This window comes from Mycobacterium sp., from assembly GCF_052144515.1.
GTDB lineage: Bacteria > Actinomycetota > Actinomycetes > Mycobacteriales > Mycobacteriaceae > Mycobacterium.
Genome location: NZ_JBKQQD010000103.1, coordinates 1 through 15,147, shown reverse-complemented (window position 1 = coordinate 15,147; position 15,147 = coordinate 1). Strand labels below are relative to the sequence as shown.

The following is a 15,147-nucleotide window of genomic DNA, read 5'->3' as shown; positions in this document are numbered from 1 at the left end:
GAGGCCGTGCAAGGTCATACCCCGTTGCTGGACGCCGAGATCCCCGCGGCCAACGGGGTGGTCACCGCCCGCGCGCTGGCGCGGATGTACGGGGCGATCGCCAACCACGGCGAGATAGACGGCACCCGGTTCCTGTCGACGGAACTGGTCGCGCGCCTGACCGGTCAGCGGGACATGCGGCCGGACCGAAACCTGGTGATTCCCATGAGCTTCAACCTCGGCTACCACAGTGTTCCGTTCCTGAACGTAATGCCGGGCTTCGGCCACGTCGGGCTGGGTGGCTCGCTCGGCTGGGCCGATCCCTCGACCGGCCTGGCTTTCGCGTTCGTGCACAACCGGTTGTTGTCGCCTTTCGTGCTGACCGACCATGCCGGGTTCGTCGGCATCAGCGCCTTGCTGAGGCGGGCGGCCGTGAACGCCAAGAAGCGCGGCTTCGAGCCGGTGACGGAGTTCGGGGCGCCGTATTCCGACGCGGGTGCCGTCGCGGGCTGAGGCTCCGAAACTTCTAGTCGGACGAGAAGTTTTATTTGAGGTTGTCGAATGAGGCGATCTGCTCGTTGGTCACCGTAAGCGGGTCGGCGTCCCCGTCTACTCGTCGCGCCCAGTCAATCGTCCATGACAGGGCCTCGCGGAAGCCGAGGCGGTTGCGCCAGCCCAACTCGCGCTGCGCCTTGGAGGCGTCGAGGGCGAGGAGGTTCGCCTCGTGAGGATGGTCGCCGCCGTCAAGCTCTCAGTTCGCCCCGCCGCCCCACAGCTCCGCCGCCAGCGTGGCGACCCGGCCGACCTCGACGAAGCTGTCGCGGCCCGGTCCGAAATTCCACTCGCCCAGCCCGGAGCCGCTCAACAGCGCGTCGACGAGCGTGAGATAGCCGTTGAGACAGTCGAGTACGTGCTGCCACGGCCGCACCGCGCGCGGGAAGCGTAGCAGCGGTGCCTGACCCCGCGCGAACGCGGCGATCAGGTCCGGCAGGAGCCGGTCGCGGCTGACGTCGCCGCCGATGACGTTGCCGCCACGGGCAATCGCCGTGGGTAGCCGGGGAAGCTGCGGACCCAGGACTGGGTGAGCAGATCGGCCATCGCCTTGGAAGCGCTATAGGGGTCGTCGCCGCCGAGGGGGTCGGTTTCGACGTAGCCGGCCTCTTGGTCGATGTTGCGGTAGACCTTGTCAGTGGTGATGACGACGTGGGCGCGCACCGAGGGGGTGGCCGCGACGGCCTCCAACACGTTGAGCGTGCCGACAGCGTTGGTCTCGTAGGTGTAGCGCGGGTTCCGGTAGGACTCGCGAAGCAACGACTGGGCGGCCATGTGCACGACGACGTCTGGAGCCGCCGAGGCTATTGCCGCCGTGGTGGCTTGGGCGTCGCGGATGTCGATCCGGAAGCCGGAGACAAGCGGGTCGGCTAGGCCCGCCCGTTCGAAAAGGCTGCCGTCGGCTGGGTCCAGGGCTAGGCCGGACACCCGGTGACCGCGGCTGAGCAAGAGCTGCGTCAGCCACGGTCCTTTGAAGCCGGTGTGTGCGGTGATCAGGTAGTGCACCGCTATCGCCCGGACTCGGCCGTGTTGTCGCGGAGCACGACCGCCCGTGGGTCGGGCGTCGGCGCGCCGAGCCTCGCGTAGGTTTCCGCCCCGAACGTCCGGGTCTCACCGTCCGAAAGGCGAACGGCGTGGCACCCTGGGAGAACTCGGATGTCCCGATCGTGCGCTTCTTCGCCCCTCGATCCGTCCGTATGGAATCTGGAAATGAGATCTCCTCGTTCGTCTCGGTGAACACTCATGCTATTGGGCGGCCGGCAGAGTCCCATGGAGCAACGGATGCCGATTCGGGTCTAGGCGTGCAGAGGTATGCCGTTAAGGCTGGGCTAGTGCGGCCCTGAACTGGGGGGAGTCGGTGATCAACTGGTTGATAAGAAAGCTGCTGCCAACATTATTCAGGTGATTTGAGTCGCGGAATAAGAGGGTTTTGCCCTTGGTCATGCTGCAAACGTCATTATCGCAGAAGTAATGTGCCGTGTTGAGCAGACGCACTCCGGGCACTTTGTCTACTGCCGCTTCAAGCTCCGGATAGTACCTTTCGTATTTTGCCTCAAGCCGCTTCCGATCTTCGCTGCATTGTGCGAAGGGCAGGATCGGAGCCTTGCGATACTTGCAGGCCACTGCGTCGAAGCCAAAAATGGGAACATCGTCGGTCACGAAGACAGATTTGCCTTTTGACTTGAAGGCTTCCAGGGTCTTGACGAGTTCATCCGGTTTTACGCCGCGACAAGCCCAGCACGCGCTCACGATCACCGTCTCGATCGCTGGATCTGACGCGACGAGGTCAATGATTCGGTCCATGCCACTTACGGATCTCACCGGCAGCCCGAACGGCGGGTAATAGATGACGTTTTTATTGGGTAGAGCCTTCGCCAGACCGAGGAAGAGGTGCTCGGCGTGGCTATCGCCAATGATGGCAACATCTATATGAGAACCAGGCTTGGATTGCCAGCAACGAACGGTGCCCTCTGCTTCATCCGTCGCGCTGTCCCGAATGGCTCGGTCCGCACACGGATAGTAAGTCTTGCCTAGGAGCGCCCAAAAGTCGGTCCAACCCGTGTCGCCCTGATAAGTGACCACGGCCTCCGTTTCATAACGTGGTAACCAGTAGTCGTTGGCAGCGACTTGGAGAGTCGCTGCCAAGAGGATGGCTGGGCAAACCACAGCACCGACGAGAGCGATAGTTCGTCGAGGTGTCCGCGGTGCAAGCCGTCTCAGTGGTTGTTCCAACCATCGGTAAGAGGCCACGGCGGGCAGGATAGACAGTACTGCCGCGAGGGTGCCTGCGTACCGGGCCTCCGGCCATAGGGCGGCGGCGAACACCTTTAGCGGCCAATGCCACAAGTAGATCGAGTAGGACCAGTCGCCGATCTTGACGATGGCTGGAAGCGCCAGGGCACGGTTTACCCAGGTGGTGTGATGGGTGCCCGCTGCAATCAGGAATAGAGTTCCCCCTACCGGAAGCAGTGTCCAAGGACCGGGGAAGGGCGTGGTGTTGTTGATCAGCCAGGCCGACCCGGCAAGTAGCACTACCCCGAGCCATGCGAGGACGTGGGCGTGCTTGTCGGAGCGAAGGCAGCGATTCGTAGTGGCAAGGGCAAGAAGTGCGCCCACTGCAAACTCCCACGACCGGACAAATGGGCTGTAGAACCCGAGGCTCCAGCTGACCGCGAAGTCCCACCACCGACCAAACAGATCGTGCAAGGCCCATAGCGGGGTCCGAACGAATGCGTGATCTCGGACCATGGCCAGCCAGAACGATATGAGGGCAATAGTGCCGACGAGGACCGTTATCCACGGGATCGATCGCGCGCGTATCCATGGGATCCGTCGCCCCGGCCGGGAAAGCACCCAACCGAGCAGCAAAACCGCGGGGAAAATCAAATAGAACTGCTCTTCAACCGACAGCGACCAGGTATGAAGGAGAGGGTTTGATTCCGCCGGTGGGGCAAAGTAATCGCCTGTGTTCATAGCGATCACGAAATTGGCTGCTAGCAGCATTGCGCCGAGGCCCGTTTGCGCTGTCTGCTGTTGTGCGCCGAACGGAGACAATAGGCAGAAAGCCAGGACCGTCGTCACGGCAACCATCAGCGCTAGAGCGGGGGTCAGCCGTTTGAAACGCCGCAGGTAGAACCGGCCGAACCTGAAGCGTCCGGTTGATGACCGTTCACGCTGGATCATGGCGGTTATCACGAAACCGGAGATCACGAAGAAGACGTCAACACCGACGAACCCGCCCGGCACCGGCAGACCGGCATGGAACGCCACAACCAGCAGGACCGCGACTGCTCGAAGTCCTTGGATGTCGAATCGGCGGACGTCGCCGGCGGCCCGTTCGGCGGGCTGAACTTCGGCTTTCAGGTCAGAAATATTCCCCTCCTCCCCGAACCCTGCGCCGACCGAGCCAGCCTAATTCAGGAGCGCAGTTCATACATGGTGAATGCGGTCGTCGACTGTGCGGTATCCAAGGTCGTCGCCGAGCTGTCTGGTGGATCCCGCACGCTGTACTTGCGAGGTTTGCCGGCTGCCATGCGAAGTGATAAATGCGTTGCCGGACGCTGAAATGCCGGCCGCGAACGTAGTGACGGCTGTCCGCGCCCCAGCACTGACGTATGGCGCGATCGCCAATGGCGGTGAGATCGACGGCACCCGGTTCTGGTCGCGCGGGCTCGTTGCCGGACTGATGGGCCGACCGAGCCTGAAAGGGGACCGAGCATCCTGGTGCCGTTGTCATATCACTTGGGCCACCACCGCGTGCCCTCTAGGAACGTGATGCCAGGCTGGCCACATCGGATCGGAGCCTCGTCAGGCTGGGCAACCCTGCGACGCGAGTGGCGTTCGCCTTTCGTGCGCAAGCCGACTGCTTTGTCGGCCGCTTGAGCGAAGATTCCGAATTCGAGTCGATATGGCGGGGAGTTCAATTAAGCTCCGGGGCGGCTGCTGGGGGCGCATGCTCTCCTACTGTCATCTGGCGAAAGAATAGGGAGGCTACGGTACGCATATTTCGCCCGGCGCCGAGGGTCTGCGGATGAACGAGCAGTTGTGGTAGCGGGTTCAACACCAAGGGGGAGCGGTATTCGCAAGGATTTCGTCGCGTCCCCGGACTTTGCCGACCGCCTCCGTAGCGCTCGGCCCGGTAGGTTTGTGCTCGCCGTTGTGGCCTGGAGGCATCTGTTGAAGGGGCGTATGGACAGACTGCAAATTGCGACCGGGGAGGCACCGTGCAGACCGTGAGTGTTGTCATACCCGTTTATCGCGCAGCACTGACGCTGCGTGAGTTGCATCGCCAGTTGAGCGTTGCGATGGGGCAGATCGCTCCGACGTACGAAATCATCTTCGTGGAGGATTGCGGCGGTGACGAGTCATGGTCGATCATCACCGAACTGGCTGCGGCGGACCAGCGCGTACGCGGCATCCGCATGAGCCGCAACTACGGCCAGCACAATGCCCTGCTCTGCGGCATCCGCGCCGCGCGCTACGACGTGATAATCACGATGGATGACGACCTGCAGCATCCGGTGAGTGAGATAGCGTCACTCCTGGCGGCGCTTGGGCCGGATGTCGATGTCGTGTATGGAGCACCGCAGACTGAGCAGCATGGGTTCCTGCGCGACCTCGCCTCGCGCCTGACGAAGTTGGCGTTGGCCAGCGCCATGGGCGCCGAGACGGCGCGCAGTGTGAGCGCATTCCGTGCTTTCCGCACCCGCTTGCGAGATGGTTTCTGCGACTATCGCAGTCCCACCGTCTTCATCGACGTATTGCTTACCTGGACGACGACTCGCTTCACCACGATCAAGGTGCGGCACGCGCCGCGTGCGGCCGGCGTCAGTGGCTATTCGATCTCTCGCCTCATTCGCCACGCGATTGACCTGATGACTGGCTTCAGCACGCTACCGCTACAGATTGCCAGCCTTATAGGGTTCGCCCTGGTGTTGTTCGGCGTCGCTATTTTTGTTTGGGTCGGCGCCAACTTTTTGATCAACGGCAGTGAGGTGCCGGGTTTCGCCTTCTTAGCCTCCATAATCGCGATCTTCTCCGGGGCGCAGCTTTTTGCGCTTGGAATCATCGGCGAGTACCTGGCTCGCATGCACTTCCGCACGATGGACCGGCCGACCTATCTGGTGAGCGAGACCGTGGCATGTGATGGTGCTGACGGCCAAAACTGACACTCGCCTTTCAGGGCATCAGCTTGCACCAGCTATATCTGGCGACCTGCTTCGTTCCCATAGGAAGGTTGAATATCCGTTCGTTCGATGCTATCGGAGTAGTCGAGACCAGATTCCGTGTCTCATGTCGTCCCTGTTCGACACTTCACTGCACGTCCGCCTGAATGAGCTCAATTATTGACCGGTTGCGAAGTATAAGAAACGACACCGGACGCCCGCCGAACGCCGGTGCCGGCATTGGCGCACGAATGATGTGTGCTCGCAGCTCTTTTCGCGCCGAATCGAGCGAGGCGCTTAGGTCGTGGACCTCGTAGGCCTGGTGATAAAGGCGGCTGCCTGCGCGGAGCCACGGCTCGAGCGTGGTGCTCCCCGCGTGGGGCTCAAGCAACTCGAGGCGTGGGCCGGGGCCCACGAGGAATAGACCGCGGACCCCCTGGCCCGGATCCACGAACTCCTCGCCTTCGCGTTGGTAGCCAAGCTGCGCGTAGACAGCCTCGTCTCGGGCCACCGACTCGGTCGCGACGCCGATGTGATGAAAGCGGCCGATCGGAATCACAAGCGCGCGCCACGACGGGCGACTCGCTCGGCAGCCGGAGCCAGAGACTCTCGAAACTCCGGCCAATCGGCGATGTCAAGGGAGTACTCGACACAGCGGCGCCCTGCCGTGTCGATTAGCTCAGAACGGCTCGTATATTTGCACGAGTCGTGGAAGCTGATGGCTGCGACATGCTCCTCATACGTCTCGCAGCAAATCCGCCGGAGCTTCAGTTGGTCAAATCCGAAGCCAAATAGCAGCAGCACAGAGGCAGACGCGGCTAGTGAGCCACGTCGGAGAATCCAACGTCCCCATACCCCGCTCGCGTCCTCGATCCCATAGAGGCCGATAACCCCCTCCCAATGGCCGCTAAGCATCTCGACCACAAAGTAATAATCACCTGCACGAGCACGTTGCGCCTCAATCCAGACTTCTTGCGTCTCCACCCCCCCAACAGTGGGGTTGAGAAACCGGCCGAGCTCCGGATCTGTGCGGAGCTCAAGGATCTTCGCGGCGTCCCGCCGCTCGACCGGCCGGAGGCGGTAACCCAACCCCTCCGGTCCAGCCTTAATGGCCACGGACCCGGTCGACCGCTGCGACGATCGACTTGACGTCCGATAACGCGGCGATATCGTCTTCCTCAAATTGCACCTCGAACTCCTCCTCGACTTGCAAGACGATCTCGATCTGCTTCAGCGAGTTCCAGGCCTCGTGCTCACCACGGCGAACTCGGGCCACTTCCTCGGGGGAGATCTGAAGGATCCGCGCGACGACTGCGGTGACGACGCGGCTGACCTCTTCCGATGCTGGCATGCAGACGAGCCTAGCTTGGACGCGCGTCGGGCCCGAGCACCGAGATGGCCACCAGGCCGGGCACCTTAATCTCATCGAATCGGGCCCGATCGACGACGACCTCTCCGCCGGCAACGCCGTCATCCCCGATGCCGGCAATCTCTCCAAGCCACCGACGAGCCGGGAGGTTTCGCTCCGTCCCACGCACAGTGAAGCAAACCTCGCGCACGTCATCCCAGCAGGGAAGCGCGCGGAATGCTTCGCTGATCAGCAAGGATTCAAGTCCGCGGCCCATCGCTCGGCAGCTAATCGCGAGCTCGTTGACGTGAAGTCGCCCGCTTTCTTGCCGGACGGCGAGCAGAGCGATGATGCCAGAGTCCGACAGGCGGTCGGAGAGAGCTATCGACACCACATTCGCGACCTCGTCCCGCATCGCCGACTGCAGCTCGGCCTCACCAAGTCGGGCAACCGACAGGTTGAACTGGTTCGTCTTGGCGCTTAAGTCGGCGAGCCGGGTCAATTGCTCCACCCTGTCCACGCCGATCTCGGCTCGAACCCCAAGCTCCTGCAGGTACTGATCGAAATCTGCGGCTTCGACGAGCAGTCGCTCCCGGGCGGCATTCGCAGCGAGGTCGCCAGCACGGATACTGGCGACGTCGTCACTCGTCCAACGCCAAAGACCGGGTTGCCAACGCAGCGCATCAATTGTCCGATCCGCGTCGGCTCGCGCATGGATAAGCGCAACGCCGGGGCACTGGAGCCCGACGGTGAGGAGTTCCCCTGCGTTGTCGTCGACGAATACAACCGCGTCCTCAGCAATCCTGGCCGCGGAAGCGGCGCGACGCACCGCATCGGCTTTAGAACCCCAAGAAACCTGGACGGCGACGAAATCGTCGAGAGCCAAACCGTAGTCCGCCCGCCTCGCGGTGAAGAGGCGTTCGACGTCTTCGGGCTCGTTCCGCGACACGAGGGCCAGTAGCAAGCCGCCCGCCGCGAGCTCCTTCAGATAGGCGTGGAGCCTGGCGTGCGCGGGCGTAACGGAGACGCCCTCGACGCCATCTTCGCCGAGCACACCTCGGTGTAGCGTCTCGTCCAGGTCGATCGCCAGCATCTTGCTGGGAGCGAGCACGGCCGCAGGCAACCATCGTGCGCCAAGCGCACGTGCCAGTTGAACTTGCGCGTCCCGGGAGACGCGAGTGCCTGTGAGGGCGGCGGTTCGTTCGTCGAGAAGGCCAACGCCCATCTCGTCGCAAACGGTCCAGGGGTCGGCGCAGCGGACGCCATGCAATTCCTGGAGCCGTTCGACTGTCGCTGAAGTGTGGGCACGCCGCTCCGAGATGGGGACCACTACCACTGGGCCGCCAGCGGACGCTGCGCACCGAGCGACCCGACTCACAAACCAGTCCCGCGCCTCGTCGTCCCCGAGCGCCAGACGGTCGAGGTCGAACCAGACGATGTCGAGCAATGCGTCGCCGCTGGGCGGGAGGGCGAGGGTATCGTCGTACCCTCCAAGTACAAGCTCAAGGTCGAGGCCAGCCATCTGAAGGAACGGAACGAGCAGCGGTTGAAGCGGCTCAATGGCATGGTTCCGCCATACGGCCACAGTGCCGGTTACCTTTACCGGTTCTTCGATATTCAAAGCCGTGACTTCCGCCCGACGTGGACGGGGTGCGGTAAGGATCTCATTGGCGCGGAACCGCTCGACGTACCGGCCCTCTCTAGCGCTCACGAGTATGTCCTATGTCAAGGCACTGGCAGTTGGCAAGGCGGGAGGTAGGTTCGGGGAAATCGGTCCGGAGGTTGGGAACAAGGGCGGCGGAAGGAATTTGGATGGGGCAGAGATTACGCTGTCGACATGGTTGGCTAGCGAGAGGCCGGGCTCCACGCCGGTTGTCGTCGATTGCGGTACCTTGATCGCCTTCGCGTGTGAGGCTAGTTATCTCTACCACCCCGCCGTTCGACGTCCAGTCGGGAGGATAACCAATGGTCCAGGCGACACGGTTCCACCGGGGCAAGCGGCTTGGCGCCCTAGATATCGAAGACGCGCGCGAAATGTGTCCCGTCTGCCACTCGTCGCAGCCGCGCCGGCCTGTATACCGCATTCAGCGCGCGCCTGACATCGAAATGCTGGAATGCGCAATATGCGGGGCGGCTTCCGCCTCGCATATGCCGAAGCCCGAAATCCTAGATGCCTACTATGCCGAGTACTACTCGGATGATGCCTCCGAGCACAATACGCTCGACGACCCATTTCGCGTGGCGCGCCACGTGCTGCGCGCCATACCCAACCTGCGTGGGTCAACGGTGCTGCGCATTCTCGATTTCGGCGGCGGCGACGGTTCGCTTGCGGTTGCGATAGCGAAATTGCTGCAGTCGCACGGAAACTCCGTGCCGATCAAGATTGATTTGGTCGACTACTCTGACCCGCTGGATCCAGGACGGGGTGATATCACCATCGATGGGCACCGGGACATCTCAACTGTGGAAGGCGGGCATGACCTGATCCTTGCCAGTGCCATCTTCGAACACATACCTGACGCGTATACCGCGATTCACCAAGTCCTCGACCGTGCAGGCAGGGGCGCGTACATGTATGCCCGCACTCCATGCATCGTGCCCTTGGCACGTTTAATCCCTTTGATTGACATCACCTATCCAGGACATGTCCATGACATGGGCAGCCTCTTCTGGTGCAGGTTCCTCGAGACCTTCGGGAAAAGAGGCGAGTTGCTCTCGTCGCGACCCTCGGTGGCGGAGACAAAGTTCACGCGGTCGCCTGCGCGGACACTTGTCGCCTATGCGCTGAAGGCGCCCGCGAGGCTGGAACAGGTTTTTCTGGGTCGCAACCATTCGCCTCGATGGAGTCTTGTAGGCGGATGGGAGGCGGCCATGCGGTTAGACTGATCCGCATGGCCGCGCGCTCACACGCTTGAGAATCAGGGGCAGCGAGGCGCGATCACAACCATCTTCACCGTCGGCATCCTGTCCAGCCAAGTTGCAAACCGCGGTCCCACCTTTGCCATAGCCGCGACCGATTGCACATCTCGCGACGGTGTCTTGCCTGCTATGCCATCCTTTATTGCTTTGATCCGATCGCTCCGTGGGCCTTTGCCGGTCAGAGGGTGTCCGTCGCTGGGCCCATTCAGGCCCGCGGGGCCTAGGTGGCCGCCGCTGATGGCATTACTGACGCGAAAGTATCGATATTTCGTGCGTTTGGCAGGACCGCTGATGGGATTGCGTAAGAATTAGCTGGTGACCATCCGCATCCCGTTCAACAAACCTGCCATCGTCGGGTCGGAGCTGACCTACGTCAGCCAGGCCCTCGCCGGCGGGCATGCCAGCGGCGACGGGCCCTTCACCAGGCGCGCCGAGGCCATGCTGGAGAAAAGCTTTGGTGCGGAGCGGGTGTTGCTGACCACATCCTGCACGGCCGCGCTCGAAATGGCCGCGCTGCTCTGCGATCTGCAGCCGGGTGACGAGGTGATCGTGCCCTCCTACACGTTCGTTTCGACCGCCAACGCGTTTGTGCTCCGGGGTGCAAAGCCCGTGTTCGTGGATGTCAGGCCAGATACGCTGAACATCGACGAGCGCCTGATCGAGCAGGCAATCACTCCGCGCACGCGCGCCATATTTCCGATCCACTACGCCGGGGTGGCTTGCGAGATGGACGCAATCATGGACATTGCCGACCGGCATAACCTGTTGGTTGTAGAGGATGCGGCCCAAGGCGCGCACGCCCGGTACAAGGATCGGTGGCTGGGCACGATCGGTCAGCTGGGCTGCTACAGCTTTCACGAAACCAAGAATTTTTCCTGCGGCGAGGGCGGCGCACTCGTCATCAACGATCCGGACCTGCAGGGCCGTGCCGAAATCCTGCGTGAAAAGGGCACCAACCGTAGCCAGTTCATGCGCGGCCAGGTTGACAAATACACCTGGGTGGATGTGGGCTCGTCATACGTCCTCTCCGACATGCTCGCCGCATTCCTGGTGGGCCAGATCGAGAACATGGAAAAGATAACCAGGCGTCGTGGCGAGATATTCGACCGTTACGTCGCGATGCTGGCACCACTGGCGGAGCGCGGCCTTATTCGGCTTCCGGTGGTGCCGCAGCACTGCAGCAGCAATTACCACATGTTTTATCTGTTGACTGCCGACATCGAGGAGCGCACTGCGCTCATCGAGCATCTGGGCGCGGCCGGCGTCCTCGCCGTATTCCATTACGTGCCGCTGCATTCGTCGCCCTTCGCGCAATCGCTCGGCGTGCCGCAGACGCCCTTGCCGATAACGGAAGAAGTCAGCGCGCGATTGGTGAGGCTGCCAATGTATTTCGACCTCACCGACCAGGAGGTAGACGAGGTGGCCGGTCTGGTGCTGGATTTCTATCGGACCCGACATGGCCGGTGATACAACGCACATGACGTTTGACCTGTCCAGCCTGGCCCCAGGCCTTGAGCGCCGCGCGGACGGCATCTGGTTTTCGCGTCAGCAGGCCCCGGTGTCCTATCCCGAGCACGGTAACGCGGCCTGCCTGCAGGTCGAGGATCGCTCGTTCTGGTTCCGCCACCGGAACCGTTGCATTGCAAGTGTCGTTCGCTGCTTCGCGCCGCAGGGCGCGCTCCTGGATATCGGTGGTGGAAACGGGTACGTCTCAAAGGGGCTGATAGAGGAGGGAATTGGTTGCGCCCTACTGGAACCTGGCATCGACGGCGCCCTCGCGGCACGGGCGCGCGGCGTTGATCCGGTGATCTGTGCCCGGCTGGAGGATGTCGGCATGGCTCCCGGTAGCGTCGGCGCCGCCGGCATGTTCGACGTGCTGGAGCATATCGAGGACGAGGCTGATGCCTTGCAGCGCGTGCATGCGCTGCTGCGGCCAGGAGGCCTGCTTTTTCTTACCGTGCCCGCCTACGCCTTCCTGCACTCTGCCGATGATGTCGCGGCCGGCCATTTTCGCCGCTACACGCTGCGAAGCCTGACGCGCGCGGTGACCGGCAGCGGGTTCCAGCCGGAATATGCCACATACATGTTTGCCCCCCTGCCGCCAGTCGTACTTCTACTCAGGACACTGCCCAGTCTGCTGGGTCTGCGGCAACCGACAGACACCGAGTTGCAAGCCTCCGAGCATCTACCGGAAGGCCGGATAGCTCACATCATGGATCGATTGCTGGATATCGAGGCGAAGCGAATTGAGACGGGTGGCACCATTCCATTCGGCACGAGCTGCCTTGCCGTCTGCCGCAAGGATTGAGCAATGGCGTCGGAACGCAAACACGGCCTTTATTCGGCCCTGAAGGATCCAAAACTATACGGAACCCTGCAGCGTCTAATGGGTGCGGACAAACGGCGGCGCGACTTTGCGCAGCGTTTCGTGCGTGCCCAGCCGGGGGATCGCGTCCTGGACATAGGCTGCGGACCGGCGCATCTGCTCGCGCACCTGCCGGACGTTGAGTACTTCGGTTGGGAGCCCAACGCCGCTTACGTGGCAAGGGCCCGCAAGTCCTATGGCGACCGCGGAACCTTTCATGTCGGCCTCTTCGGCCCGGCGGAGGCGCGCTTGCTCGCCCCGGTCGACATCGCCATCGTTTCGGCCGTACTGCACCACATGGACGATGCCCAGGCCAGCGAATTGTTCACGCTGCTGCGACAAGTAGTTCGCCCCGGTGGGCGCGTGATCACCCTGGACAACGTCTTCACGGAGCGGCAGAACCCCATCGCGCGACTTCTCATCGGTCTCGATCGTGGTCGGCATGTGCGATCGCCCGCTGGTTACGAGGCGTTGGTGCGTGACGTCTTCGCCGATGTGCAGGGCACGGTGGTCCCTCAGGCATTTCCGCCGTACACCTATTACTTCATGACAGCGCAATGAGCTACGCCGACGCGCCGGCGTAGCGTAACCCCTGGCGTGCGTCCTCCGCGCAGCCATACGCGATCAGACCCGAAGACGTGGGCTAGGACCCTGTCGTTGGCCCGGCGGGGTCCGACGGGCCGTGGTTCACAGTATTCTCGCGGTCCTCTTGATCCGGCCGCCGGTCACTAGGCGGTGCGGGGGCTGGCTTGCGCGCGTAGGAGATAATAATTACCGCGCAGGCAATCAGCCACAGGAGCGGCGCCAAGCCCACCGTAGTGACGGCCAGCATTCTGTGGCCGATTATGCCGACAGCCCCCATCTGCCCCGCTATCGGCGCGTAAATCGGTGGTGCGCCCGGCAGCGCGATCTGGGCGATGGTCAGCGCCGCAGCCAGACTCACGCAGAAGCCGACCGCCCGACGGCGACCGCCGATAGTTTCGAGCCGGTCGAAAAGCCCGGATCCAGGCCCCCCGTCCGGGTCCCGCGCCAGCAGCGCAGCGACCGGTAACACGAATACGAGGTAGTAGCGGGCGCTCACGGCCGGAAAGAGCGAGGCGGTGGCCAGCAACGCGATGCCCGCCATGACAGGCGGAATACGCCGCCCAAGAACCAGAATGGATACGACCACGACAACCAGCACGATAGAGCCGATCATCGATCGCGGACCGGCTAGGAAGCCGTCAGGTATCCCGCCGGTTGCGCGGGTCTTGATGGCATCAGGGATTAAGAGGAGTCCCTTTCCGAAGGCCACGTTGTAGACATCTGCCCGGGATTGGAACGACGAGCTCGATACCAACGAACCGAACTCGAGCATATTACGCCCCGACTGGGCAATCGTTTTCGGGAAGTCCCGCGGCCATAGGAGGTAGGCGGCGAGATTGGAGATCAACACCCCGACCACCGCGAGGCCACTTAACCGCCATTGCCTGGCCGCGAGCAACGCGACACCCAGCACGGCGAATTGCGGTTTCACTAGTGCAGCCAGGACCACCATGATCGCTACCAGCCCCCACCGCCGACGGCGCAGGGCCACCAAAAAGACCAGTAAGATCGGCACGACGAACCCCACCGAATTGCCCCGGTCGATTGTCATCCACGCCGGAATGGCTGCCGCGCCCAGCGCCACAAACACCACCACCCGTTCGAGACCGCGAGCGCCGCGCGCCGCCCAGATGGCGGGAATAAGGCAGGCGACCGTCAAAACGAGTACATAGGCCAATAGCCCCAGTTGCGGCGCATGCAACCATCTGCCGAAAAGCCCAAACAATGTCGGCGTCAATATCGCCGCTGCGGGGTAGCCATTCGCCTGCGGCTGGTAGTTGTACCACGGCAGCAGCAGCGGATAGGGCTGGCCCCAGGGATTTGGCTCCATCCCCAGGCCAAGCGACCATCCGTAGTCGCTGAAGCAGTGCCGGCCGATCTGCGCGCCCCAATCGAGGAAGCAGTCCTCGGGGACGGAAACCAGGGACGACAGCACGTCAATCGAGTAGTACTGGGTCAACACGAAGCCCGTCGCAGCCGAAATCGCCGACGCCACCAGGACGGTGCCGAGCAGGACGTTGCGCTCCGACTGGCTGGCTAGCATGGGGAACCAAGCCCGGACCGCCGATACTGCACTCCGTAGCACCTCGGGCGGTCGGTTCACTGCCTTCTCCTCCGGTCGGCCGGAAACAGTTGCCGAAGCACGGCTCTCGGCTCAGCCGCCCGGCAGTCTATCGGCAACGCCTCCGGCATCGACCCGGTATCAAAAAATCTTACAAAGCCTCTGAGCGGTGGGTGTTTGGCTCCCTGCTTTGCCACAGGATTGAACGGCGCAGGTGATCAGGTGCTGGTGGGCGATTTGTGCCACGACGTTGTGAGCCCTTAGGTAAGGTCGTAGGGCCGCAGCGCTACCGGGTTCGTGGCCGGCTCCATACCCGGGGTGGCGGTTGGGATTGCATGGGCTTGGTACGCCGACACAGTAAAGCGGTACACGGAGACTCAGTGAAGTCAGCAGAGGCGCCACGGAAGAATCGAATCTCGTTTCCTTTCACCGTTGCGGGGTTAGGTGCTTGCCTGCTGTTCTTGCGTGCCGGTCCGCGGCTTCGTTATGCGGCCCTCCACCACGAAGATGGTCAGGTTTTTCTCTCGCAGGCGCATAACCGTGGTTTGGCGGCGTTTGTGGAGCCGTATGCGGGATACCTGCATGTGATTCCGCGGGTCATTGCGGCTGTGCTGGAGCCTTTTCCGGTTACGGCGGCACCGGTGTTGTATTGCGTTGCTGCGCTGTTGGTTCA

Annotated in this window: 16 protein-coding genes; 8 read left to right on the top strand and 8 right to left on the bottom strand. The window is 62.6% G+C overall.

Annotated elements, in window-relative coordinates; genetic code table 11:
* Positions 1–492: serine hydrolase (locus ACLP9N_RS05845; RefSeq protein ID WP_442406500.1), on the top strand; the 492-nt coding region annotated here is incomplete at its 5' end.
* A gap of 238 nt (positions 493–730) precedes the next feature.
* Here ACLP9N_RS05845 and ACLP9N_RS05840 read toward each other — a convergent pair.
* The 3 genes from ACLP9N_RS05840 to ACLP9N_RS05830 all read right to left on the bottom strand — a co-directional run bounded on the left by ACLP9N_RS05840 (position 731) and on the right by ACLP9N_RS05830 (position 3,801).
* Entirely contained in the window at positions 731–907 is a 177-nt protein-coding gene (locus ACLP9N_RS05840) for a hypothetical protein (protein WP_442406499.1), read from the bottom strand.
* A 50-nt stretch (positions 908–957) separates the two neighbouring features.
* Positions 958–1,536, bottom strand: a complete 579-nt coding sequence (locus ACLP9N_RS05835; protein WP_442406498.1) for a GDP-mannose 4,6-dehydratase — start codon at positions 1,534–1,536, stop codon at positions 958–960.
* A gap of 312 nt (positions 1,537–1,848) precedes the next feature.
* Positions 1,849–3,801 carry an acyltransferase family protein gene (locus tag ACLP9N_RS05830; protein ID WP_442406497.1) on the bottom strand — a complete coding sequence of 651 codons (1,953 nt, stop codon included), beginning with the start codon at positions 3,799–3,801 and terminating at the stop codon, positions 1,849–1,851.
* On the opposite strand from ACLP9N_RS05830, the gene ACLP9N_RS05825 reads away from it, so the two are divergent.
* Both ACLP9N_RS05825 and ACLP9N_RS05820 read left to right on the top strand, forming a co-directional pair.
* On the top strand, positions 3,790–4,095 hold the full coding sequence (locus ACLP9N_RS05825; protein WP_442406496.1) for a hypothetical protein: 306 nt from the start codon (positions 3,790–3,792) through the stop codon (positions 4,093–4,095). The two genes, ACLP9N_RS05830 and ACLP9N_RS05825, sit on opposite strands and share 12 nt — an antisense overlap.
* Positions 4,096–4,754: 659 nt before the next feature.
* Entirely contained in the window at positions 4,755–5,699 is a 945-nt protein-coding gene (locus ACLP9N_RS05820) for a glycosyltransferase family 2 protein (protein WP_442406495.1), read from the top strand.
* 145 nt (positions 5,700–5,844) lie between these two features.
* On the opposite strand, the gene ACLP9N_RS05815 is transcribed toward ACLP9N_RS05820, so the two are convergent.
* From ACLP9N_RS05815 to ACLP9N_RS05800, 4 genes are read right to left on the bottom strand one after another with little or no spacing between them, the layout of a single operon-like run.
* Entirely contained in the window at positions 5,845–6,255 is a 411-nt protein-coding gene (locus ACLP9N_RS05815) for a VOC family protein (protein ID WP_442406494.1), read from the bottom strand.
* Positions 6,252–6,812, bottom strand: a complete 561-nt coding sequence (locus ACLP9N_RS05810; protein ID WP_442406493.1) for a GNAT family N-acetyltransferase — start codon at positions 6,810–6,812, stop codon at positions 6,252–6,254. Before ACLP9N_RS05810 ends, ACLP9N_RS05815 begins: the two co-directional genes overlap by 4 nt.
* Entirely contained in the window at positions 6,802–7,047 is a 246-nt protein-coding gene (locus ACLP9N_RS05805) for a phosphopantetheine-binding protein (protein WP_442406492.1), read from the bottom strand. Before ACLP9N_RS05805 ends, ACLP9N_RS05810 begins: the two co-directional genes overlap by 11 nt.
* Positions 7,048–7,057: 10 nt before the next feature.
* Complete coding sequence (locus tag ACLP9N_RS05800; RefSeq protein ID WP_442406491.1) at positions 7,058–8,755, bottom strand: HAD-IIIC family phosphatase; 1,698 nt, start codon at positions 8,753–8,755, stop codon at positions 7,058–7,060.
* A 254-nt stretch (positions 8,756–9,009) separates the two neighbouring features.
* On the opposite strand from ACLP9N_RS05800, the gene ACLP9N_RS05795 reads away from it, so the two are divergent.
* The 4 genes from ACLP9N_RS05795 to ACLP9N_RS05780 all read left to right on the top strand — a co-directional run bounded on the left by ACLP9N_RS05795 (position 9,010) and on the right by ACLP9N_RS05780 (position 12,889).
* Positions 9,010–9,930 (top strand): methyltransferase domain-containing protein, encoded by a 921-nt coding sequence (locus tag ACLP9N_RS05795; RefSeq protein ID WP_442406490.1) that lies wholly within the window; start codon positions 9,010–9,012, stop codon positions 9,928–9,930.
* A gap of 348 nt (positions 9,931–10,278) precedes the next feature.
* Positions 10,279–11,430 carry a dTDP-4-amino-4,6-dideoxygalactose transaminase gene (gene rffA / locus ACLP9N_RS05790; RefSeq protein ID WP_442406489.1) on the top strand — a complete coding sequence of 384 codons (1,152 nt, stop codon included), beginning with the start codon at positions 10,279–10,281 and terminating at the stop codon, positions 11,428–11,430.
* Positions 11,431–11,440: 10 nt separating this feature from the next.
* Positions 11,441–12,271: a class I SAM-dependent methyltransferase gene (locus tag ACLP9N_RS05785; protein ID WP_442406488.1), complete on the top strand. Its 831-nt coding sequence runs from the start codon at positions 11,441–11,443 to the stop codon at positions 12,269–12,271.
* Between the two features lie 3 nt (positions 12,272–12,274).
* Complete coding sequence (locus ACLP9N_RS05780; protein ID WP_442406487.1) at positions 12,275–12,889, top strand: class I SAM-dependent methyltransferase; 615 nt, start codon at positions 12,275–12,277, stop codon at positions 12,887–12,889.
* Between the two features lie 82 nt (positions 12,890–12,971).
* Here the strand turns inward: ACLP9N_RS05780 and ACLP9N_RS05775 are convergent, their stop codons facing one another.
* A complete protein-coding gene (locus ACLP9N_RS05775; RefSeq protein WP_442406486.1) occupies positions 12,972–14,516 on the bottom strand; it encodes a glycosyltransferase family 87 protein in 1,545 nt (514 codons plus the stop codon).
* A gap of 338 nt (positions 14,517–14,854) precedes the next feature.
* Here ACLP9N_RS05775 and ACLP9N_RS05770 point away from each other — a divergent pair.
* The coding region (locus ACLP9N_RS05770; protein ID WP_442406485.1) for a hypothetical protein at positions 14,855–15,147 on the top strand (293 nt) is incomplete at its 3' end.

Coding starts and splice junctions, on each gene's coding strand:
- ACLP9N_RS05825 (WP_442406496.1), top strand. CDS start 3,790: ATGGAACGCCACAACCAGCAGGACCGCGACTGCTCGAAGTCCTTGGAT.
- ACLP9N_RS05805 (WP_442406492.1), bottom strand. CDS start 7,047: ATGCCAGCATCGGAAGAGGTCAGCCGCGTCGTCACCGCAGTCGTCGCG.
- ACLP9N_RS05795 (WP_442406490.1), top strand. CDS start 9,010: ATGGTCCAGGCGACACGGTTCCACCGGGGCAAGCGGCTTGGCGCCCTA.
- ACLP9N_RS05785 (WP_442406488.1), top strand. CDS start 11,441: ATGACGTTTGACCTGTCCAGCCTGGCCCCAGGCCTTGAGCGCCGCGCG.
- ACLP9N_RS05780 (WP_442406487.1), top strand. CDS start 12,275: ATGGCGTCGGAACGCAAACACGGCCTTTATTCGGCCCTGAAGGATCCA.